The 17869-nt window shown below is 73.1% G+C and carries 13 protein-coding genes; 5 read left to right on the top strand and 8 right to left on the bottom strand.

All coding sequences use genetic code 11. From position 1 onward, the window contains the following. Positions 1-51 precede the first annotated feature (51 nt). On the bottom strand, positions 52-3954 hold the full coding sequence (gene purL, locus JQN72_RS09525; protein WP_204134946.1) for a phosphoribosylformylglycinamidine synthase: 3903 nt from the start codon (positions 3952-3954) through the stop codon (positions 52-54). A 181-nt stretch (positions 3955-4135) separates the two neighbouring features. Between purL and JQN72_RS09520 the strand changes: the two genes are divergently transcribed. From JQN72_RS09520 to JQN72_RS09505, 4 genes are all read left to right on the top strand, one after another. Beyond that, complete coding sequence (locus JQN72_RS09520) at positions 4136-5335, top strand: sensor histidine kinase (RefSeq protein WP_204134945.1); 1200 nt, start codon at positions 4136-4138, stop codon at positions 5333-5335. Further along, entirely contained in the window at positions 5332-6036 is a 705-nt protein-coding gene (locus JQN72_RS09515) for a response regulator transcription factor (RefSeq protein WP_204134944.1), read from the top strand. Before JQN72_RS09520 ends, JQN72_RS09515 begins: the two co-directional genes overlap by 4 nt. Positions 6037-6219: 183 nt before the next feature. Further along, the gene (locus JQN72_RS09510; RefSeq protein ID WP_204134943.1) at positions 6220-7833 is read left to right on the top strand and encodes an alpha/beta hydrolase; all 1614 of its coding nucleotides are present in this window, start codon (positions 6220-6222) and stop codon (positions 7831-7833) included. Positions 7834-7964: 131 nt separating this feature from the next. After that, the gene (locus tag JQN72_RS09505) at positions 7965-9299 is read left to right on the top strand and encodes a family 43 glycosylhydrolase (protein ID WP_204134942.1); all 1335 of its coding nucleotides are present in this window, start codon (positions 7965-7967) and stop codon (positions 9297-9299) included. Positions 9300-9333: 34 nt separating this feature from the next. Here the strand turns inward: JQN72_RS09505 and JQN72_RS09500 are convergent, their stop codons facing one another. The 7 genes from JQN72_RS09500 to soxR form a co-directional block, all read right to left on the bottom strand. Continuing rightward, a complete protein-coding gene (locus JQN72_RS09500) occupies positions 9334-10833 on the bottom strand; it encodes a sulfatase-like hydrolase/transferase (protein ID WP_307812565.1) in 1500 nt (499 codons plus the stop codon). Further along, complete coding sequence (locus JQN72_RS09495; protein ID WP_204134940.1) at positions 10830-11822, bottom strand: aliphatic sulfonate ABC transporter substrate-binding protein; 993 nt, start codon at positions 11820-11822, stop codon at positions 10830-10832. Before JQN72_RS09495 ends, JQN72_RS09500 begins: the two co-directional genes overlap by 4 nt. A gap of 71 nt (positions 11823-11893) precedes the next feature. Further along, entirely contained in the window at positions 11894-12715 is an 822-nt protein-coding gene (locus tag JQN72_RS09490; protein ID WP_204134939.1) for an ABC transporter ATP-binding protein, read from the bottom strand. Beyond that, complete coding sequence (locus JQN72_RS09485) at positions 12715-13566, bottom strand: ABC transporter permease (RefSeq protein ID WP_204134938.1); 852 nt, start codon at positions 13564-13566, stop codon at positions 12715-12717. Before JQN72_RS09485 ends, JQN72_RS09490 begins: the two co-directional genes overlap by 1 nt. Then, complete coding sequence (locus JQN72_RS09480) at positions 13550-14806, bottom strand: ROK family transcriptional regulator (RefSeq protein WP_239100415.1); 1257 nt, start codon at positions 14804-14806, stop codon at positions 13550-13552. Before JQN72_RS09480 ends, JQN72_RS09485 begins: the two co-directional genes overlap by 17 nt. A gap of 170 nt (positions 14807-14976) precedes the next feature. After that, a complete protein-coding gene (locus tag JQN72_RS09475; RefSeq protein WP_204134937.1) occupies positions 14977-15900 on the bottom strand; it encodes a phosphoribosylaminoimidazolesuccinocarboxamide synthase in 924 nt (307 codons plus the stop codon). 39 nt (positions 15901-15939) lie between these two features. Further along, the gene (gene soxR / locus JQN72_RS09470; protein ID WP_204134936.1) at positions 15940-16395 is read right to left on the bottom strand and encodes a redox-sensitive transcriptional activator SoxR; all 456 of its coding nucleotides are present in this window, start codon (positions 16393-16395) and stop codon (positions 15940-15942) included. A gap of 55 nt (positions 16396-16450) precedes the next feature. Here soxR and JQN72_RS09465 point away from each other — a divergent pair, with 55 nt between their 5' ends. Continuing rightward, the gene (locus JQN72_RS09465; protein WP_204134935.1) at positions 16451-17866 is read left to right on the top strand and encodes an MFS transporter; all 1416 of its coding nucleotides are present in this window, start codon (positions 16451-16453) and stop codon (positions 17864-17866) included. Positions 17867-17869: the final 3 nt, after the last annotated feature.

Raw genomic sequence — 17869 nt, 5'->3', positions numbered from 1 at the left:
CCCGCCCCTTACCCGGTGGCGGCCGCGGTCACGCGGACCGGGGAGCCCCGCTCAGCCCACGACGACGCGGGCGTTGCGGAACATCCGCAGCCACGGACTCTCGTCCTCGGCGCGGCCGGAGGTCCACGACAGCTGGACGTTACGCGACACCCGCTCGGGGTGGGGCATCATCGCGGTGAACCGGCCGTCGGAGGTGGTCACCGCCGTGAGGCCTCCGGGGGATCCGTTCGGGTTGTACGGATGGGTCGTCGCGGGATCGCCGTGGTGGTCGACGAAGCGGGCCACGGCGTGGACGGCGGCCGCGTCGCCCCGGGCCGAGAAGTCCGCGAAACCCTCGCCGTGTGCCACCGCGATCGGGATGCGGCTGCCGGCCATCCCGGCGGTGAGGACGGACGGGGAGTCGAGCACCTCGACGAGCGTCAGCCGTGCCTCGTACTGCTCGGACCGGTTGCGGGTGAAGCGCGGCCACGCCTCGGCGCCCGGGACGAGGTCGGCGAGCGCCGCGAACATCTGGCAGCCGTTGCAGATGCCGAGGCCGAAGGTGTCGTCCCGGTGGAAGAAGTCGTGGAAGGCGTCGGTGAGCGCGGTGTTGAAGAGCACCGAGCGTGCCCAGCCCTCACCGGCGCCGAGCGTGTCGCCGTAGGAGAACCCGCCGGCCGCGACGAGCCCCTGGAAGTCCGCCAGGTCGGCGCGGCCGGACTGCAGGTCGGTCATGTGCACGTCGTAGGCGTCGAAGCCGGCCCGGTCGAGCATGAACGCGGTCTCGACGTGGCTGTTGACGCCCTGCTCCCGCAGCACCGCGACCCTGGGGCGCACACCGGTGGAGATGTACGGGGCGGCGACGTCGTCCGTGGGGTCGAAGACCGGCGCGACGTGCAGCCCCGGGTCGTCGTCGGCACCGACTGCGGCGTGCTCCTCGTCGGCGGCACCGGGGTTGTCGCGCAGCACGCTGATCCGCCACGAGACCTCGTCCCACGCCTGCGCGAGGTCGCGGACGGGCTCGTCGAGCACCTGTTCCCCCGCGGCCGACACCCGCACCCGCCGCTCGGCCGTCGGGGCACCGAGCCGCACAGCGAGGTCGCGCAGGCCGTGCCCGGCGAGCACGTCGAGCGCTTCCTCGACGCGACCGGCCGGGATCTCGACGACGGCCCCGAGCTCCTCGGTGAACAGGGCTGCGACGGAGGGGACCTCGACCTCGACCCCCATGCCCCCGGCGAAGGCCATCTCGCAGAGGACCGCCCACAGTCCACCGTCGGAGCGGTCGTGGTACGCCGTGACGTGCCCTCGCCCGCGCAGGTCGCGCAGCGCGGCGGCGAGCGCGACGAGCCGCTGCGGGTCGTCGAGGTCGGGCACCTCGCGGCCGAACGCGCCGGACACCTGGGCGAGCATCGAGCCGCCGAGGCGGTCCCGCCCGGCACCGAGGTCGAGGAGGAGCAGCTCGGAGCCGCCGCGCAGCTGCGGGGTCCAGGTGCCGCGCACGTCGGGCAGCGACGCGAACGCCGTGACGACGAGCGAGACCGGTGACGTGACCTGCCGGGCCTCCCCCGTTCCCGGGTCCTCCCAGCGGGTGCGCATCGAGAGCGAGTCCTTGCCGACCGGCACCGAGACGCCGAGGGCCGGGCAGAGCTCCATGCCGACGGCCCGGACGGTGTCGTAGAGCGCGGCGTCCTCGCCGTCCTCGCCGCACGCAGCCATCCAGTTGCACGACAGTTTGACGCCGGAGAGCGCCGGGACCGGTGCCGCGAGCAGGTTGGTCAGTGCCTCGCCGACCGCCATGCGGCCCGACGCCGGGGCGTCGACGGAGGCCAGCGGCATCCGCTCACCGCTCGCCATCGCCTCGCCCGCGAAGCCGACGTGGTCGGCGAGGGTCACGGCGACGTCGGCCACCGGCACCTGCCAGGGCCCGACCATCTGGTCGCGGTGCGTCAGCCCGCCGACGGTGCGGTCGGCGATCGTCACGAGGAAGCGCTTGGACGCCACGGTCGGATGCCGAAGCACGGCGTAGGCGGCCTCGCGGACGTCCAGCGTGGCGAGGTCGACGTCGTCGCCCTGCCACGCGACCCGGGCGACGTCGCGGGTCATCCGCGGCGGCTTGCCGAGGAGGGTCTCCATCGGCATGTCGATGGGCCGGTCCTCGCCCGGGACGTCCTCCGGGCCGTCGCCGAGGACGAGCTGCCCGTCGTCCCGCGCGACACCGACGACGGCGTAGGGGCAGCGCTCGCGCTCACAGAGCGCCGCGAAGCGGGCCAGCGACTCCGGGGCGAGGGCGACGACGTACCGCTCCTGGGACTCGTTGCACCACACCTCCTTCGGTGCGAGGCCGGACTCCTCGAGCGGCACCGCGGAGAGGTCGAACCGGGCGCCGAGGCCTGCACCGTCGACGAGCTCGGGGAAGGCGTTCGAGAGACCACCCGCACCGACGTCGTGGATCGCGAGGATCGGGTTGTCGTCCGGGCCGAGGCTCCAGCAGTGGTTGACGACCTCCTGGGCACGGCGCTCGATCTCGGGGTTACCGCGCTGGACGGAGTCGAAGTCGAGGTCGGCGGCGTTGGCGCCCGCGGCCATCGACGACGCGGCGCCGCCACCCATCCCGATCCGCATCCCCGGCCCGCCGAGCTGGACGAGGAGCGTGCCCGCCGGGAACGCGACCTTCTCGGTGAGGTCGGCACTGATCGTCCCGAGCCCGCCCGCCGACATGATCGGCTTGTGGTAGCCGCGGCGGACGCCGTCGACGGTCTGCTCGTACACCCGGAAGAAGCCGCCGATGCCCGGCCGGCCGAACTCGTTGTTGAACGCGGCGGCGCCGATCGGGCCCTCGAGCATGATGTCGAGCGGGCTCGCGATGTGCCCCGGGGCGCCGTACTCGACGCGCTCCCACGGCTCGTCGGTGCCAGGGAGGTGCAGGTTGGAGACCGCGAACCCGGTGACCCCCGCCTTCGGCTGGCTGCCGCGCCCCGTCGCGCCCTCGTCACGGATCTCGCCGCCCGCGCCGGTCGCCGCGCCGGGGAACGGGCTGATGGCCGTGGGGTGGTTGTGCGTCTCGACCTTCATGAGGACGTGGACGTCGCCCTCGCGCCCGCGGTAGGCGCTCGGCCCGTCGGTGCGCTCCGGGAGCCACCGCGTGCGCCGGCCGCCCACCATGACCGACGCGTTGTCCGTGTACGCGACGACGGTGCCCTCGCCGGCGACCTCCTCGGTGTGCCGGATCATCCCGAACAGCGAGCGCGGCTGCGGTTCGCCGTCGACGACGAAGTCGGCGTTGAAGATCTTGTGCCGGCAGTGCTCGGAGTTGGCCTGCGCGAACATCATGAGCTCGACGTCCGTGGGGTTGCGGCGCAGGCCGGTGAAGGCCTCGGCGAGGTAGTCGACCTCGTCGTCGGAGAGCGCCAGCCCGAAGTCGCGGTCGGCCTCGACGAGCGCCTCGCCGCCGCGGCCGAGGACGTCGACGTGCGCCATCGCCTCGGCGTCGCGCTCGTCGAAGAGCGCGGCGGCCGCCTCCCGGGTCGGCAGCGCGGTCTCGGTCATCCGGTCGTGCAGGGCCTCGGCACACGCCGCCCACTGCGTCTCGGTGAGCGGGGCGTCGCAGCCCAGGTGGTACTCGGTGACCCGCTCGACCCGGCGGACGGCGACCCCGCAGCTGTGCGCGATGTCGGTGGCCTTCGAGGCCCACGGCGAGAGCGTGCCGAGCCGCGGGGCGACGACGACCAGCGCGGCGTGCGGCGCCTCCGGGAGCGGTCCGGCCGGGTCTCCGTAGGTGAGCAGGCGCTCGACCGTGCCGGACGTCGCGTCGTCGAGGGCGACGTCGGACGCGACCCAGTGGACGTGGCGCGCCGCCACCGCGGTGACCTGCGGGGCGACGACCCGCAGCCGTGCGACGACCCCCGCGGCGCGGAAGCTGGAGAGGGCGTTGCCCCCGGGGAAGGTGGTCAGCACGGTGTCGTGCGACGAGGCCATGTGCGGGTCTCCCGGACGGGTGCGGCGCGGTGGCGGACTGCCGCGCTCAGGCTACCGGCGGGACCGGACACCCCGGACGCGCGCCCCGGCGGGGCGGGCGGTCGGCCGACCAGGAGCCACGCTACCGGGGACGGTAGATTCAGCAGCCGTCCGTCCGAGCAGAGGAGACCGCGTGCGCGGGATGGCAGCGGACCGCGTCCTCACGGTGCCACACGGCATGACGCGGTGGGGGCGGCTGCCCGCAGGCCTGCGGGACCTCGCCGTGGCACTCGTCCTCGCGGCGTCCTCGTTCGTCCCCCCACTGTCCGAGATCGGGGCGCGGCTCGGAGGCCTCGACACGGGCGGCCCGCCCGTCGTCGGCGTGCTGCTCGTCCTGGGCCAGACGCTGCCGCTCGCCGTCCGCACCCGATGCCCCGCGCTCGCTCTCGGCGTCATCGGAGCCGCGTTCGCCTTCCACCAGACGCTCGGATACCCCCCGACCCTGGGCAGCATCGGTCTCTACGCCGCGCTGTACTCGGTGGGCGCCCACCCCGTGTACCTGCGGCGGGTGGTCCTCGGGGCGGCTACCGCCGCCTACGCGGTCCTCGGCGTCGTCCTGTCCCGGCTGGGGTCTCCCAACGGGGCGCCAGACATCCTCGTCTTCTATCTCGCGCTGACGGCGGTGTACGCCCTCGGCGTGCTCGTCCGCGAGCGCCGGGCGCACGATGCCGAGCGACGTCGGTCCGCGGAGCGGGCGGCTGCTGCCGAGGAGCGGCACCGCCTGGCCGCCGAGCTGCACGACGTCGTGACCCACCACGTGACCGCGATGGTCGTCCAGGCCGGAGCCGCGCGGCACCTGCCGGAGATGTCGACCCGCGTCGACGACGCCCTCGCGACCATCGACGACAGCGGCCGCCGCGCGCTCACCGAGCTCCGCTCTCTGCTGGGAGTGCTGGAGGCGACCGGCGAGGACGCGACACCGGGAACGGCCCCGGCCGGCATCTCGGCGCCGGGAGACGTCACCGAGCTGGTGGAGCGAGTGCGGGCCGGGGGCCAGCCGGTGGAGCTGGTCCGACGGGGAGAGGAGCCGGAGATGGGCGCGGCGTCCCTCCTCACGCTGTACCGAACAGTGCAGGAGTCCTTGACGAACGTCGTCAAGCATTCACCGGGACGGCCGACGACCGTGCACCTCACGTACTCACCCTGCTGGGCCGACGTGCACGTCATCACCGGTCCGAGCACGTCCGGCGCCGTGGCGGACGGCGTCTCCGCCCCCCGTGGTCGGGGCCTGGCCGGTATGCGCGAGCGAGTGGAGACGGTGGGGGGCGACTTCACGGCGGGGCCTCACGGGGATGGCGGCTTTCGGGTCCACGCCCGCATTCCCGCGCGCGGTGACACGTGAACGACACGCCTGCCATCAGGGTGGTCGTCTGCGAGGACCAGGCCGTGGTACGCGCCGGGTTCGTGACGATCCTGTCGGCCCAGGCGGACATCGACGTCGTCGGCGAGGCCGCCGACGGCAGGTCGGCGGTCGCCGTCGCGCAACGGCTGGAACCCGACGTCGTCGTCATGGACGTCCGCATGCCTCTGCTGGACGGGATCGAGGCCACCCGGCGGCTCGCGGGGCCCGGCGCGCGCGCACCGCTCACAGTGCTCGTGGTCACGACCTTCAACGTCGACGAGTACGTGTACGAGGCGCTGCGCGCCGGGGCCAGCGGGTTCCTGCTCAAGGACGCCCGGCCGTCCGAGCTGGCCGACGCGGTACGCCACGTGGCGCGAGGGGAGGCGCTGCTGGCTCCATCGGTCACCCGCTCCCTCGTCGGCCGGTTCGCCGAGCGCGTGCGCCCTGACCCGGGGGCCCGCTCCCCCGAGCGCGAGCGGCTCGGGGCCCTGACCACCCGCGAGTACGAGGTCTTCCTGCTGGTGGGCCAGGGCCTCTCCAACGCGGAGATCGCCGCGCGGCTCGTGGTCAGCCCGGAGACCGTCAAGACGTATGTCTCGCGGATGCTCACCAAGCTCGACCTCCGCGACCGTGTGCAGGCGGTGATCCTCGGCTACCGGACCGGTGTGCTGGACGGGCCCGGCGACCGCCGCACCGAGTGAGCGCCGCAGGCACGGCACGTCGACGCAGCACAGCCCCGGCCACACCTCGGTGTCCCCCGAGCGGGGTACCCCGACTGTCCACGCCGGGGTGACGCGCCCGACCCGTTCTCACCGGTTGACTCGTCGGGACGAGACACCGACGGTCCGGCCGAGGCCGGCCACCCGAGTCGAGGAGCACCCGACATGAGGACACAGCACACCTCGAGAGCACCCCAGCCGCCGAGGACGCGTCGCCTGGTGGCGTCGGTCGCGGCGGCGACCGCGCCTCTCCTGGGGTTGGCAGCCTGCGGCGCGAGCACCGGATCCGGCGCGGTCCACACGGAGACCCGCCGGGCCGAGGCGGCCTCGAGAGGCGGTGGCTCCGGAGAGGTCACCTGGGGCGTCTGCCCCGAGCCCGCTGAGGGCGTCACCCGCGACCCACGGCAGACCTGCGGAACGCTGCGCGTACCCCTGAGCTACCGGGACCCGCACGGCCCGACACTGGAGCTGGCAGTGTCCCGGCTGGCCACTGCCGCCCCGGGTACCAGGCGGGGCGTCCTGCTGCTCAACCCGGGAGGACCCGGCCTCGGGGGCCTGGACATGCCCTCGACGATGGCAACCACGCTGCCGACGTCCGTGCTGGAGCGCTACGACCTCGTCGGTTTCGACCCCCGCGGTGTCGAGCACAGCACGCCGCAGAGCTGTGGCTTCGAGAACCCCGGGCTGGCCGACCGCTTTCCCTACCCCGCTGCGGACGGGTCGATCGACGACGCCGTCGACCTCGCCCGTGCCGACGCGCAGACCTGTGCCGAGGCCGTCGGCGCGGACCTGCGGCACTTCACCACCGCCAACACGGCGCGGGACATGGACCGCATCCGGCAGGCTCTCGGGGAGGAGCGGGTCTCGTACTGGGGGCAGTCCTACGGCACCTATCTCGGCGCGGTCTACCGCGCGATGTTCCAGGAGCGCACCGACCGGATGGTCCTCGAAGGCAACGTCGACCCCACGACGGTCTGGTACGACGGCATGGCCGCCACGTGGGGTCAGGGCCTGGCCGACCGGTTCCCAGACGCCGCGGTCGTTGCGGCCGCCCGGTCCGAGGAGCTCGGTCTCGGCGAGAGCGCCGCCGAGGTCACCCGGAGCTACCTGTCCCTTGCCGACCGGCTCGACCGCGAACCCGCCGCTCTTCCAGGGACCGGCGAACGCCTGGACGGAGCGCTGCTGCGCAACGTCACGTACGCCCTGCTGCTGCACGACGACACACTCGCTCCGCTCACGCAGTTCTGGGCGGCCGCTTCGGCACTCGCCGACGGCACGGCCACGGAGGCCGACGCGGAGGTTCTCGACCAGCTCCTCACCGAGGCACCCTTGCCGCCGGGCATCCCGGCGGACAACCAGACCACCATGTTCCTGGCGCTCATGTGCGGTGACGCCGCGTGGCCGCGCGACGTCGCCGGATACGCGGAGCGCAGCGCCGCGGACCGCCGGGCGTGGCCGCTCAGCGCCGGCATGCCGGCGAGCATCTGGGCCTGCGCCTTCTGGAGTGCACCGACCGAGCCGCCGGTCGCCGTCGGGGCCGAGGGGGCGCGCAACGTCCTGATCCTCCAGAACCGCCGCGACAACGCCACCCCCTGGGAGGGAGCGCTCGGGCTGCACCGGGCACTCGGTGACCGCTCGGCGCTCGTCGGCGTCGACAACGGGGGTCACTACGTCTACGGCCAGGGGTCGGCCTGCGCGGACGACGCCACCGTGAACTTCCTGACAGCCGGCCGGCTGGCGCACGGCGAGGTCTACTGCACGGACGTGACGAGGCCGTGACCGGGTGCCGGGAGGGGCACGGGGCGGGCCCAGAATGTTTTCCGCCGCCTGTTCAGCGTCAGAATTCCCCTGGCTAGCGTGCTGGTCGAAGGGGCGACGAGGCCCCTCGAGCATGCGAGGAGCGACGCCCCATGACGACAGATCCCCGTCCCGAGATGCTTGGCCGCCGGACCCTGCTGGCCGGGTCCGGAGCCGGCGCCCTGGCCCTCGCGTCCGGAGGGTCCGCACGGGCCGTCGCCCCCACGGCGCCTCACGGACGCCTCGGCCGCTACCCCGGGCCCTGGCCCACCCTGGAGCCGTACGGCACCGCCGACACCCGCCCCGAGCTGTGGCCGCGGGACGACAACTCCTTCGTCCTCCCGCTCGAGCTCCGCCCTCGTGACGAGGAGCTGGGCCGGGTCTGGATGCGGGACACCTACGTCAACCACGTCGTCGTTCGCGGCCGCTCGGTGTACGTGTGCACCGGGACCAGCCGCGTGCCCGGACTGGACAGGGCCGCCCCCTGGAACGACGGGATCTTCGTGTGGACCGCCCCGTCGCTGCGCGGGCCGTGGTCGCTGGCCGACACCACGGGTATCCGCCCCGGCGCCGAGCGGGGCAAGGTCTGGTCCCCGGAGTTCGTCGACGAGAACACCGCCGACCGGGTCGTCGTCGCCCCGTGGCAGGAGTACTGGGAGGACGAGCGGTTCGGGAAGCGCGGCCAGGTGTGGGCACCGGAGATCCACCGGTTCCAGGACACCTGGTTCATCGTCGCGTGCATGGGGGACCACGCACAGAAGGTCGGGTCGTTCCTGCTGCGCAGCGAGGGCGGTATCGAGGGCCCGTACCGGCTCGCCGAGGGCAACCACGACAAGCCCTTCGGCGAGCCGTTCGTCGGCGGCCCCGCGTTCGTCGAGCCGGGCGCGTACCACCACATCGACGGCAGCATGTTCAGCGAGCGCGGCAGCGCGTGGCTCGTCCTCCACAACCACCTGTACGCGCGCTTCCGCGACGACATGGAGGACATCGTCCCGCAGACCGACCTGCCGACCTTCGACGAGGTCCCGTACGACCCGGAGCCGTACATCGAGGGCGCGTACGTGTTCGAGAAGGCCGGCGCGTACTACCTCGTCGGGGCCGTGTGGGACCGCACGTGGACCGTGGACGGCGAGCAGGTGTACCGGTACGACAACCCCGGGCCCGGCCGCACGCAGTACCAGTACGACATGGTCCTCGCCGTCGCGGACCGCTTCGAGGGCCCGTACTCGCCGCGCTGGACGGCAGGCGTCGGGGCCGGGCACAACAACCTCTTCGAGGACCGCAGGGGGACGGTCTGGGCCACCTTCTTCCGGAACCCGAACGCGGGCTACTGGTCGGACCCCTCCCGGATCGACGACGCCGCGGTCCCCGGAGTCGTCCGGATGGAGTGGACCGGCCCGCGCAGCGACCGCCTGTACGTCGCCCGCCCCCGGCGTCGACGCTCCTGAGCCCGCTCGCCCACCTACCGGCGGGCGAGCGGGCTCAGCCCCTCGCCCGCCGGTAGGTCGACTCGTCGAGCCCGCTCAGGGTCGGGTCGTAGGCCACCTCACCGACGTCGTACATCGACGTCATCCAGTGGTAGAAGTTGTCGCCGCGCTCACGCAGGACCTCGTAGAGCCGCCGCATCATCCGGTCGCGCACCTCCCGCATCTCGGGGTGGTCGTGGACGTTGAGCAGCTCGTCGGGGTCGACGTGCAGGTCGTAGAGCTCGTTGACCGAGTCGGGGTTGACGACCAGCTTGTAGCGGTCCTCGCGGAGCATCCGCTGCGGGTACGGGAAGTGGTGCCCGTGGAACTCGCAGACGATGTCGTCCTCCCACTCGACCTCGCCGGTCCTCGTGAGCGGCAGCAGGCTGCGGGAGTCGACGGCCAGCTTGGGGTCCAGGCCGGCGATGTCGAGGATCGTCGCCGTGCAGTCCAGGAGGCTGACGAACTCGCCACGCTCCACCCCGGGCTGCTGGCCGGGCAGCCGCAGGAGGCCCGGCGTCCGGTAGATGTCCTCGTACATGGCCGGGCCCTTGTCGTGGAGCCGGTGGGCGCCGGTGAACTCCCCGTGGTCGCAGGTGAAGAAGACCGCCGTGTCGTCGACGAGACCGAGCCGGGCGAGGGCGTCCATGACCCGGCCGATCTCCGTGTCGATGAGCGCGACGTAGCCCCGGTAGACCGCGATGAGCTTGCGGGTCACCTCGATCGGCATCGTGTCGAAGGTCCAGTGCGCGCTGTAGTTCCGCTGGACCGGCGGCTTGCCCTGGAAGGTCTCGGCCACCGACCTCGGCAGCTCGACCGTCTCCGGGTCCACGAGGTCGAAGTACTCGTCCGGGAGGATGTACGGCAGGTGCGGACCGAAGAAGTTGAGCTGGAGGAAGAACGGCGTCCCCTCGCGTGCGTCGGCCGCGTACCGCTCGAGCATCTCGATCGTGCGGGTCGCGAGGTAGTGCTCGAAGGTGGCCTCCACCGGCTGGTGCAACCGGGCGGCGAGCAGGTTGCCCGGCCCCCCGTTCGGCAGCGTCCCGCGCACGTGGTCGGAGATCTCGTAGGGCGGCAGCCCGTGCTCGTCGAGGTAGGCGAGGTAGTCCGGGTGCTCGACCGGGTTGTGCCAGCCCGGCAGGTCCGGGCCGTCGAAGCCGAAGTCCGGAGCGGTCCGCTCGGTCCCGACGTGCCACTTCCCGACGAGCCCGCAGTTGTACCCGTCCTCCTTGAGCGCCTCCGAGAACGTGAAGGCGTCGGTCGGCAGGTCCTCCCGGTACCCGACGTTGCGCTCGTGGTTGGCGAGCACCTTGTGCCGGAACGGCGCCTGGCCGGTGAGGAGGCTGGCCCGAGCCGGCGTGCAGATCGCCGTCGGGGTGTACCAGCGGTCGAACCGCGTCCCCGTGCGGGCCAGCTCGTCGAGGACCGGGGTCGTGTCCGCCCCGTTCCCGTACGCACCGAGGGTGTCGACCCGGTGCTGGTCGGTCATGAGGAAGAGGATGTTGCTCCGGCTCACTGGGCGGCCCCGGTGAAGAGGTCGCCGGTGTACCAGGTCTTCGGGTCGGCGGGGGCGTCGAGCTTGCCGTTGTCGACGAAGAACGTCTGCATCCCGTCGAGCCAGGAGTCGACCGTGCCGTCCTGCGTGTCCTGGTCGAGCTCCTCGACGGTGAGGACCGTGTTGTTGTCGGCATCGGCCTGGACGTCCTCGACCGGCCTGCCCAGCATCTTCGCGGTGACCTCGACGGCCTCCTCGGGGTTCTCGGCGCGGAAGGCCATCGCCTCACGCAGCACCGCGATGGTCTTCGTCGTCTTCTCCTGGTCGACCACGTCGTTGCCGGCGACGAACGCCGTCGGGAACTGCACGTCGGTGAAGTCGGAGTTCTTCGCGAGCTCGACGAGGTCGGGGTCCTGCTCCTTGATGGTCGCGATCGCCGGGTACCAGAAGCCGGCCGCGTCGATCTGCCCGCTGGAGAACGCCGAGACGATCGTCGACGGGTCCATCGGGGTGAGCTCGACGTCGTCCTTGGTCAGCCCGGCCTTCTCGAGGGCCAGGCTGAGGATCATGTCCCCGGAGGTGCCCTCGGGGACGCCGACCTTCTTGCCCTCGAGCTGCTCGAGGGAGGTAATGCCCTGCTGGGCGATGACGCGGTCGGAGTTCCCGAGGGTGTTGATGGCGATGACCTTGGCCTGGCCGCTGGCCGGCAGCCACATGGCACCGGGGCCGATGTAGCCGAAGTCGAGGTCGCCGGCCCCGAGGGCCTGGATCTGGAGCGGACCGTTCGTGAAGACGGGGGTCTCGGCCTCGAGGCCGTGCTTCTCCCACAGCCCCTGGTCGTTGGCGATGGCCAGCAGGCTCGTGCCGTTGTAGTCGGCGATGTAGCCGAACTTCACGGTCTCGACGGCGTCACCGCCGGATCCGGACTCGTCGGATCCGCAGGCGGCCAGGCCGAGGCCGAGCGAGGCGGTCAGGGCGGTCGCGAGGAGAGTGCGTCGGGTCGTGCGCATGGTGGCTGGTGTCCTTCGGTCGGGCCGTCGACGGTGACGGCGTCGTGGTGCCGGGTCGTGCTGGGTGCTGCTCAGTCACCGGTCCGCTCGGCGTCGGGTCCGGTCTGGTGGTAGACGGAGTTCCACACGCGGTTACGCAGCTCGGCGAACTCGTGCGAGAGACGGAACTCCTCCGTCCGGGGGTAGGGTAGGTCGACGTCGACGACGTCGTAGATGCGGCCGGGACGGGCGGCCATGACGACGACGCGGTTCGCGAGGTAGACCGCCTCGTCGACGTCGTGGGTGATGAACACGACGGTGCGCTTCTCGCGGCTCCACGTCTCGAGGAGCTGATCCTGGAGGTTGACCCGGGTCAGGGCGTCGAGGGCACCGAACGGCTCGTCCATGAGGAGGATCGAGGGGTCGACCGCGTAGGCCCGGGCGATGGCGCAGCGCTGGCGCATGCCGCCGGAGAGCATCTTGGGCAGCGCGTCGGCGAACTGGGTGAGGCCGACCATCTCGATGAAGTGGTCCGCCTTCTCGCGACGCTCGCCCTTCGACATCTTGGCCGTCCGCAGTCCGAACTCGACGTTCTTGCGCACCGTGAGCCACGGGAAGAGCGCGTACTGCTGGAAGATCACGCCGCGCTCGGGACCGGGGCCGGTGACGGTCGCGCCGTCCACCAGGGCCTCACCCGAGGTCGGCTCCTCCAGACCCGCGAGGATGTTCATCAGGGTCGACTTCCCGCAGCCGGAGGGTCCGACGACGGTGACGAACTCGTTGTCGGCGACGTCGAGGCTGACCCGGTCGAGCGCCGTGAACGTCTCCTTCCCGAGGTCGAACTCCTTGGTCACCTCACGGACGGAGATCTTGGCCGTCCCCGTCTGCGGCCTCGTCGACGTGGTGGTGGTCATCAGCGGCGCTCCTGCCATCCGGTGAGTCGTGCTTCGGCGAGCAGGAGCAGCCGGTCCATGAGGAGCCCGAGGACGCCGATGGCGATCAGACCGACGAAGATCGTCGGCAGGTCGTAGTACAGCTGCGCGTCCTGCATGAGCTTGCCCAGCCCCTTCTGGGCGGCGATGAGCTCGGCGGCGACGAGGGTGGCCCAGGACGAGCCGAGGCCGACCCGCATGCCGACGAGGATGAAGGGGGTCGAGGCGGGGACGACGACGCGCGCGAAGATCTCGGCGTCGCCCGCGCCGAGCACGCGGGCGGCGTTGATGAGGGTCCGGTCCACGCTCACGACCCCCTGGAACGTCGAGATGACGCAGGTGAGGAAGGCCGCGAGGAAGATGACGAAGATCTTCGGTGTCTCGTCGATCCCGAGGAGGACGATCGCGAGCGGCAGGATCGCGAGCGGCGGGATGGTCCGGAAGAACTGGATCCACGGTTCGACCAGGTTGCGCGCCACGGTGTACCACCCCATGAGGAAGCCGACCGGGATGGCGACGGCGGTCCCGAGGGCGAACCCGGCGAGGACCCGCAGGAGGCTCGCGAGCGTGGCGTCCGCGAGGGTGCCGTCGCGGGCCAGCGTCCAGGCCTGCTCGGCGACCTCCGGCGGCGTGGGCAGCTGGAAGCCGGCGGCGGCCAGACCCCACCACGCGGCGATGCCGAGGAGGACGGACAGCAGGTTGAGGAGCAGTGCCCGGCCGCGCCCGGGACCGGCGACGGCCCTGGACCGGCCTGTGTCGTCGGCCTTGTCGTCGTCCGTGGCCCGCGTCGTCCGCTCGGGCTCGGACGTGGACGGTTCAGTGGACACGGACATGCATGGCTCCAGACGTGACCGGGGGTCGGGGGCCGGCGCCGGGGCCGGTCGGCATCCGAGGCACCTGGGGGTAGTCGGTGAGGAGGGGAGAGCTGTGGAACAGGGCGGCGAGGGCGCCCATCGCGCCGTCGTCGTCGCTCAGGGTGGCCGTGCGGACCCGAGGGGGCTCGCTGCCGGGGAACACCTCGCCGGCGACGACGCGGGCTGCCTCGTCGACGAGCGCCGGAGCGACCCGGGCCACGGACCCGCCGATGACGATCTCGGCCGGGTCGGCGGCCATCGCGACGGCACCGAGGACGCGACCGACGGCCGCACCGACCGCGCGGACGACGTCGACCGCGACGGGCTCGCCACGGGACAGGGCCGCGCCGAGCCCGGGCAGGTCGGCGAGGTCGAGCCCGCGGGAGCGGCAGGCGTCCAGCACCGCACGGGCGGAGGCGACCGTCTCCAGACAGCCCGTCTTGCCGCATCGGCACGGAGCGCCGTCGGGGTCGACGGTGACGTGGCCCATCTCTCCGGCGAGACCGTGGCGCCCCGGGACGAGACGGCCGGAGACGACGAGAGCGCCCCCGACGCCGTCGGAGAGGCGCACGAAGACGAGGTCCGCGACATGCTCGCGCGTCGGACGCGCGAGGAGCGCCTCGGCCAGACCCGCGAGCCGGCTGTTGTTGTCGACGACGACCCGAGTGCCGAACCGCCGTTCGAAGGCCAGGTCGACGGCGGCATCGCGGAAGGAGGCCGCCGCCGTCGCGTGCGGCGCCTCGGCCGAGAGGGGGCCGGTGACCCCGATGCCCACCCCTTGGAGCGCCCCGAAGTGCAGGTCGTGCTCCGCCGCGAGATCGTCGGCGAGGGCGAACGCGCGCTCGACCCGGTCGGTCCACGGGCAGGCCTCGGGGTAGGTGCGGGCGCCGACCGCGACGATCTCGTGGGCCGCGTCGGCGACGGCGACCTGGACACGGCGGTGGCCGAAGTCGACGCCGAGGAACTGGCCCGAGCGCGGGTCCAGGGCCAGACGCTCGGCGGGCCGACCGCTGCCGGTGCGCCGGTCCGCGTCCGTGTCGACGACGACGATGGCGCCGCGCCTCAGCAGGTCGCCGGTGATCTCGGACAGGGTGGTCCGCGAGAGCCCGACCGCCCGGGCGATCTGGCCGCGGCTCATCACCCCTCCGCTGCGGAGGGCGCGCAGCACGCGGTCCTCGTGGGTCTGTCGCACGATGGCGTGCACTCCGTCGGGCACCATGGGACATACCGTGCGGAACGTGAATTTTTCCGTCAACCGTCCGACAGAAAGATTCGGTCCGCTCGCCCGACATCGGCCGGGTGCCACCGGGGACACGGTCGTGGGGTCGCGAACCACCGGCCGGTGGGCCCGCGCTCGGGCCTGCCCCCGTCACCGTGTCCGGGGCGAGCTCAGCGGCCGGGCGTGAAGGTGCCGCCGGTGAGGCGCTCGTAGGCCTCGACGTACTTGGCGCGGGTGCGCTCGAGGACCTCGTCCGGCAACGGTGGCGGAGGCGTCCCCGAGCCCTTGTCCCAGCCGCTCGCCGGGGAGAGCAGCCACTCCCGGACGAACTCCTTGTCGAAGCTCGGCTGCGGGTGACCGGGCTCCCACCGGTCGGCCGGCCAGAACCGCGAGGAGTCCGGCGTCAGCACCTCGTCGGCGAGGACGAGCACTCCGTCCTCGACCCCGAACTCGACCTTCGTGTCGGCGACGATGATGCCGCGCTCGGCCGCGATCTCGCCGCCGCGGGTGAGGATGCGCACGGTGAGGTCACGGGCCCGGGCGGCGAGGTCGGACCCCACGGCCGCCTCGACCTCGGCGTAGGACATCGGCTCGTCGTGCTCCCCGTCCGGCGCCTTCGTCGACGGCGTGAAGATCGGCTCCGGGAAGCGCGAGCCGTCGACCAGCCCGTCCGGGAGCGCGATGCCGCTGACCTGCCCGTCGGCCCGGTACTCCCGCAGCCCACCGCCGGTGAGGTAGGCCCGGGCGACGCACTCGACGGGCAGCATGTCCAGCCGCCGGACGAGCACGGCCCGGCCCCGCACGGCGTCCGGCACGTCGGTGGAGACGACGTGGTTCGGCACGAGGTCGGCGAGCTGCTCGAACCACCACAGCGACATCCGGGTGAGCACCTCGCCCTTGTCCGGCACCGGGGTCTCGAGGACGAAGTCGAACGCCGAGATGCGGTCGGAGGCGACGAGGAGGAGCTGGTCGTCCCGCGGGGCCCCGGTGTCGCCCCGCGGAGCGTAGAGGTCACGGACCTTGCCGGAGTAGACGTGCGCGTAGCCGGGCAGCTCGGGCGCGGCGTGGGGCGGGATGACGGGCGTGTCGGCCATGCCGCCATCCTTCCAGCCCCCCGGGCGCTGCCCCGCACCTCAGTCGCCCCGGGTCGCAGGGGGCCATCGGCGCGGACCGGGACCCTCCGCCGAGAGCTCGTCGTCCTCGTTGTAGACCGGGCAGGTCCGCAGCGACAGGCACCCGCAGCCGATGCACGAGCTGAGGCCGTCCCGGACGCGCGTCATCGCCTCGATCCGCGCGCTCAGGGCGTCGTGCCAGCGCCGCGACATCCGGGCCCAGTCACGCTTGGTCGGCGGGCGGTCCTCCGGCAGCGCCGCGAGCGCCTCGGCGATCTCGGCGAGGGTGAGACCGAACCGCTGCCCCGCGCGGACGACGGCGATCCGCCGGAGCACGTGCCGCTCGAACCGGCGCTGGTTGCCCGCCGTGCGCACCGACGTGACGAGACCCTTCTCCTCGTAGAAGCGCACGGTGGGGACGCTGACGCCCGAACGCTCGGCCACCTCGCCGACGGCCAGCAGGTCGTGTCGGTCCACGCCTGCAGCATAGCCCGGTTGACCTCATGTGGACTTGAGGTACGAGCCTGTCCGGATGACGACCACCGACACGTCCCGCCGGGCCCGCGAGCCACGGCTGCTCGACCGCCACCACCTCCCGACGGTGACCGGAGCGCTCGCCCTCGTGACCCTCGCGGCCTTCGAGAACCGTGCCGTGCAGACGGTCCTCCCGGTCGTCGTCGCCGACCTCGACGGATGGGGCCTGTTCGGCGCCTCGACCGGCGCGTCCCTCGTCGCGTTCACGGTCGCCCTGGCCTTCGCCGGCGCGTGGACCGACCGGCTCGGCCCCCGGCCGGTGCTCCTCGCCGGCCTCGGCACGTTCGCCGGCGCCCAGGTCGTCGCCGCCCTGGCCCCGACGATGGCCGTGTTCGTCGCGGGGCGCGCGCTCTCCGGCGCAGCCGAGGCACTCGTCGACACCGCCCTCATGGTCGTCGTCGCCCAGGCGCTGCCGGAGGCGCTGCGCGCCAAGGTGTTCGCGGGCTTCGCGGCGGCGTGGGTGCTGCCCTCGCTGCTCGGCCCCGGCCTCGCGGGCGGCATCGAGGCCGTGGCCGGATGGCGCCCCGTCTTCGCCGCCCCGCTCGCGGTCGCTCTCCCCGCCCTGGTGCTCCTGCACCCGGCGCTCCGCGGTACCGGCCCCCGGCCCGGCTCGGCCCCGGGAGACGACGGCGCCCGGGGTCGGACGACCGCCGCGCTCGTCCTCGCCGCGGCCCTGGACCTCGCCACGTTCTCGGCGCCGCTCCTGGAGGACACCCGGACCCGGACGGCGGGGGTCGGGCTCGTCCTCACGGGTCTCGTCGTGGCCGTGGCCGCAGCCGCCAGGGCACTCCCGCGAGGGACGGCGCGCCTCGCACCGGGCGTCCCCGCGGTCGTCGGGCTCCGGCTCCTCGTGGCGGCGTCGTTCTCCGGGGTCGGCGCCGCGATCCCCCTGATGCTCGTCACGGTCCACGACGCGTCCGCCGTGCTCGCCGGCGTCTCGCTGTCCGTGACGGGGGTCATGTGGGCCGTCGGGTCCTGGGTGAACAGCACCGGGCCCGTCCAGTCCCGCCTCGGCCCCACCACCAGGACCCGGGCCGGGGGCGTGCTCATCGCGGTCGGCGCCCTCGGCCCGGCCCTGCTCGCCCTCGACGTCGTCGGTCTCGTCCCGGGGATGCTCGGCTGGGCCCTCGCCGCGACGGGGATGGGCGTGCTCTCCCCCACGCTCTCGACCGAGCTCCTCGCACTCGCCCCGCGAGCCGAGCAGGGTCGCGCGAGCGCCGCCCAGGGGCTGGCCGTGAGCACCGGCGTCGCACTGCAGACCGGGGCGGTCGGGACCCTCGTCGCCTGGTCCGGTGCCGGCATCGGCGGCCGGCCCTTCGCCGCACTCATGCTCGGCGGCGCCACGCTCGCCGGGATGGTCTCCCTCGGCGCGGGACGTATCCGTGGGACGACGGCGGACGTGCTCCGCCCGTAGCGT

Origin of the sequence: Phycicoccus sp. CSK15P-2, from assembly GCF_016888005.1 — a bacterium.
Taxonomy (GTDB): Bacteria; Actinomycetota; Actinomycetes; order Actinomycetales; family Dermatophilaceae; genus Phycicoccus.
The sequence above is the reverse complement of the archived record's forward strand: the minus strand, read 5'-3'. Positions and strand labels throughout refer to the sequence as shown.

Excerpts from the sequence above, each read along its gene's own strand:
- JQN72_RS09520 (WP_204134945.1), top strand. The coding sequence starts at position 4,136 with ATGGCAGCGGACCGCGTCCTCACGGTGCCACACGGCATGACGCGGTGG.
- JQN72_RS09485 (WP_204134938.1), bottom strand. The coding sequence starts at position 13,566 with ATGTCCGTGTCCACTGAACCGTCCACGTCCGAGCCCGAGCGGACGACG.
- JQN72_RS09490 (WP_204134939.1), bottom strand. The coding sequence starts at position 12,715 with ATGACCACCACCACGTCGACGAGGCCGCAGACGGGGACGGCCAAGATC.
- JQN72_RS09475 (WP_204134937.1), bottom strand. The coding sequence starts at position 15,900 with ATGGCCGACACGCCCGTCATCCCGCCCCACGCCGCGCCCGAGCTGCCC.
- JQN72_RS09480 (WP_239100415.1), bottom strand. The coding sequence starts at position 14,806 with ATGGTGCCCGACGGAGTGCACGCCATCGTGCGACAGACCCACGAGGAC.
- purL (WP_204134946.1), bottom strand. The coding sequence starts at position 3,954 with ATGGCCTCGTCGCACGACACCGTGCTGACCACCTTCCCCGGGGGCAAC.
- JQN72_RS09510 (WP_204134943.1), top strand. The coding sequence starts at position 6,220 with ATGAGGACACAGCACACCTCGAGAGCACCCCAGCCGCCGAGGACGCGT.
- JQN72_RS09495 (WP_204134940.1), bottom strand. The coding sequence starts at position 11,822 with ATGCGCACGACCCGACGCACTCTCCTCGCGACCGCCCTGACCGCCTCG.
- JQN72_RS09505 (WP_204134942.1), top strand. The coding sequence starts at position 7,965 with ATGACGACAGATCCCCGTCCCGAGATGCTTGGCCGCCGGACCCTGCTG.
- JQN72_RS09465 (WP_204134935.1), top strand. The coding sequence starts at position 16,451 with ATGACGACCACCGACACGTCCCGCCGGGCCCGCGAGCCACGGCTGCTC.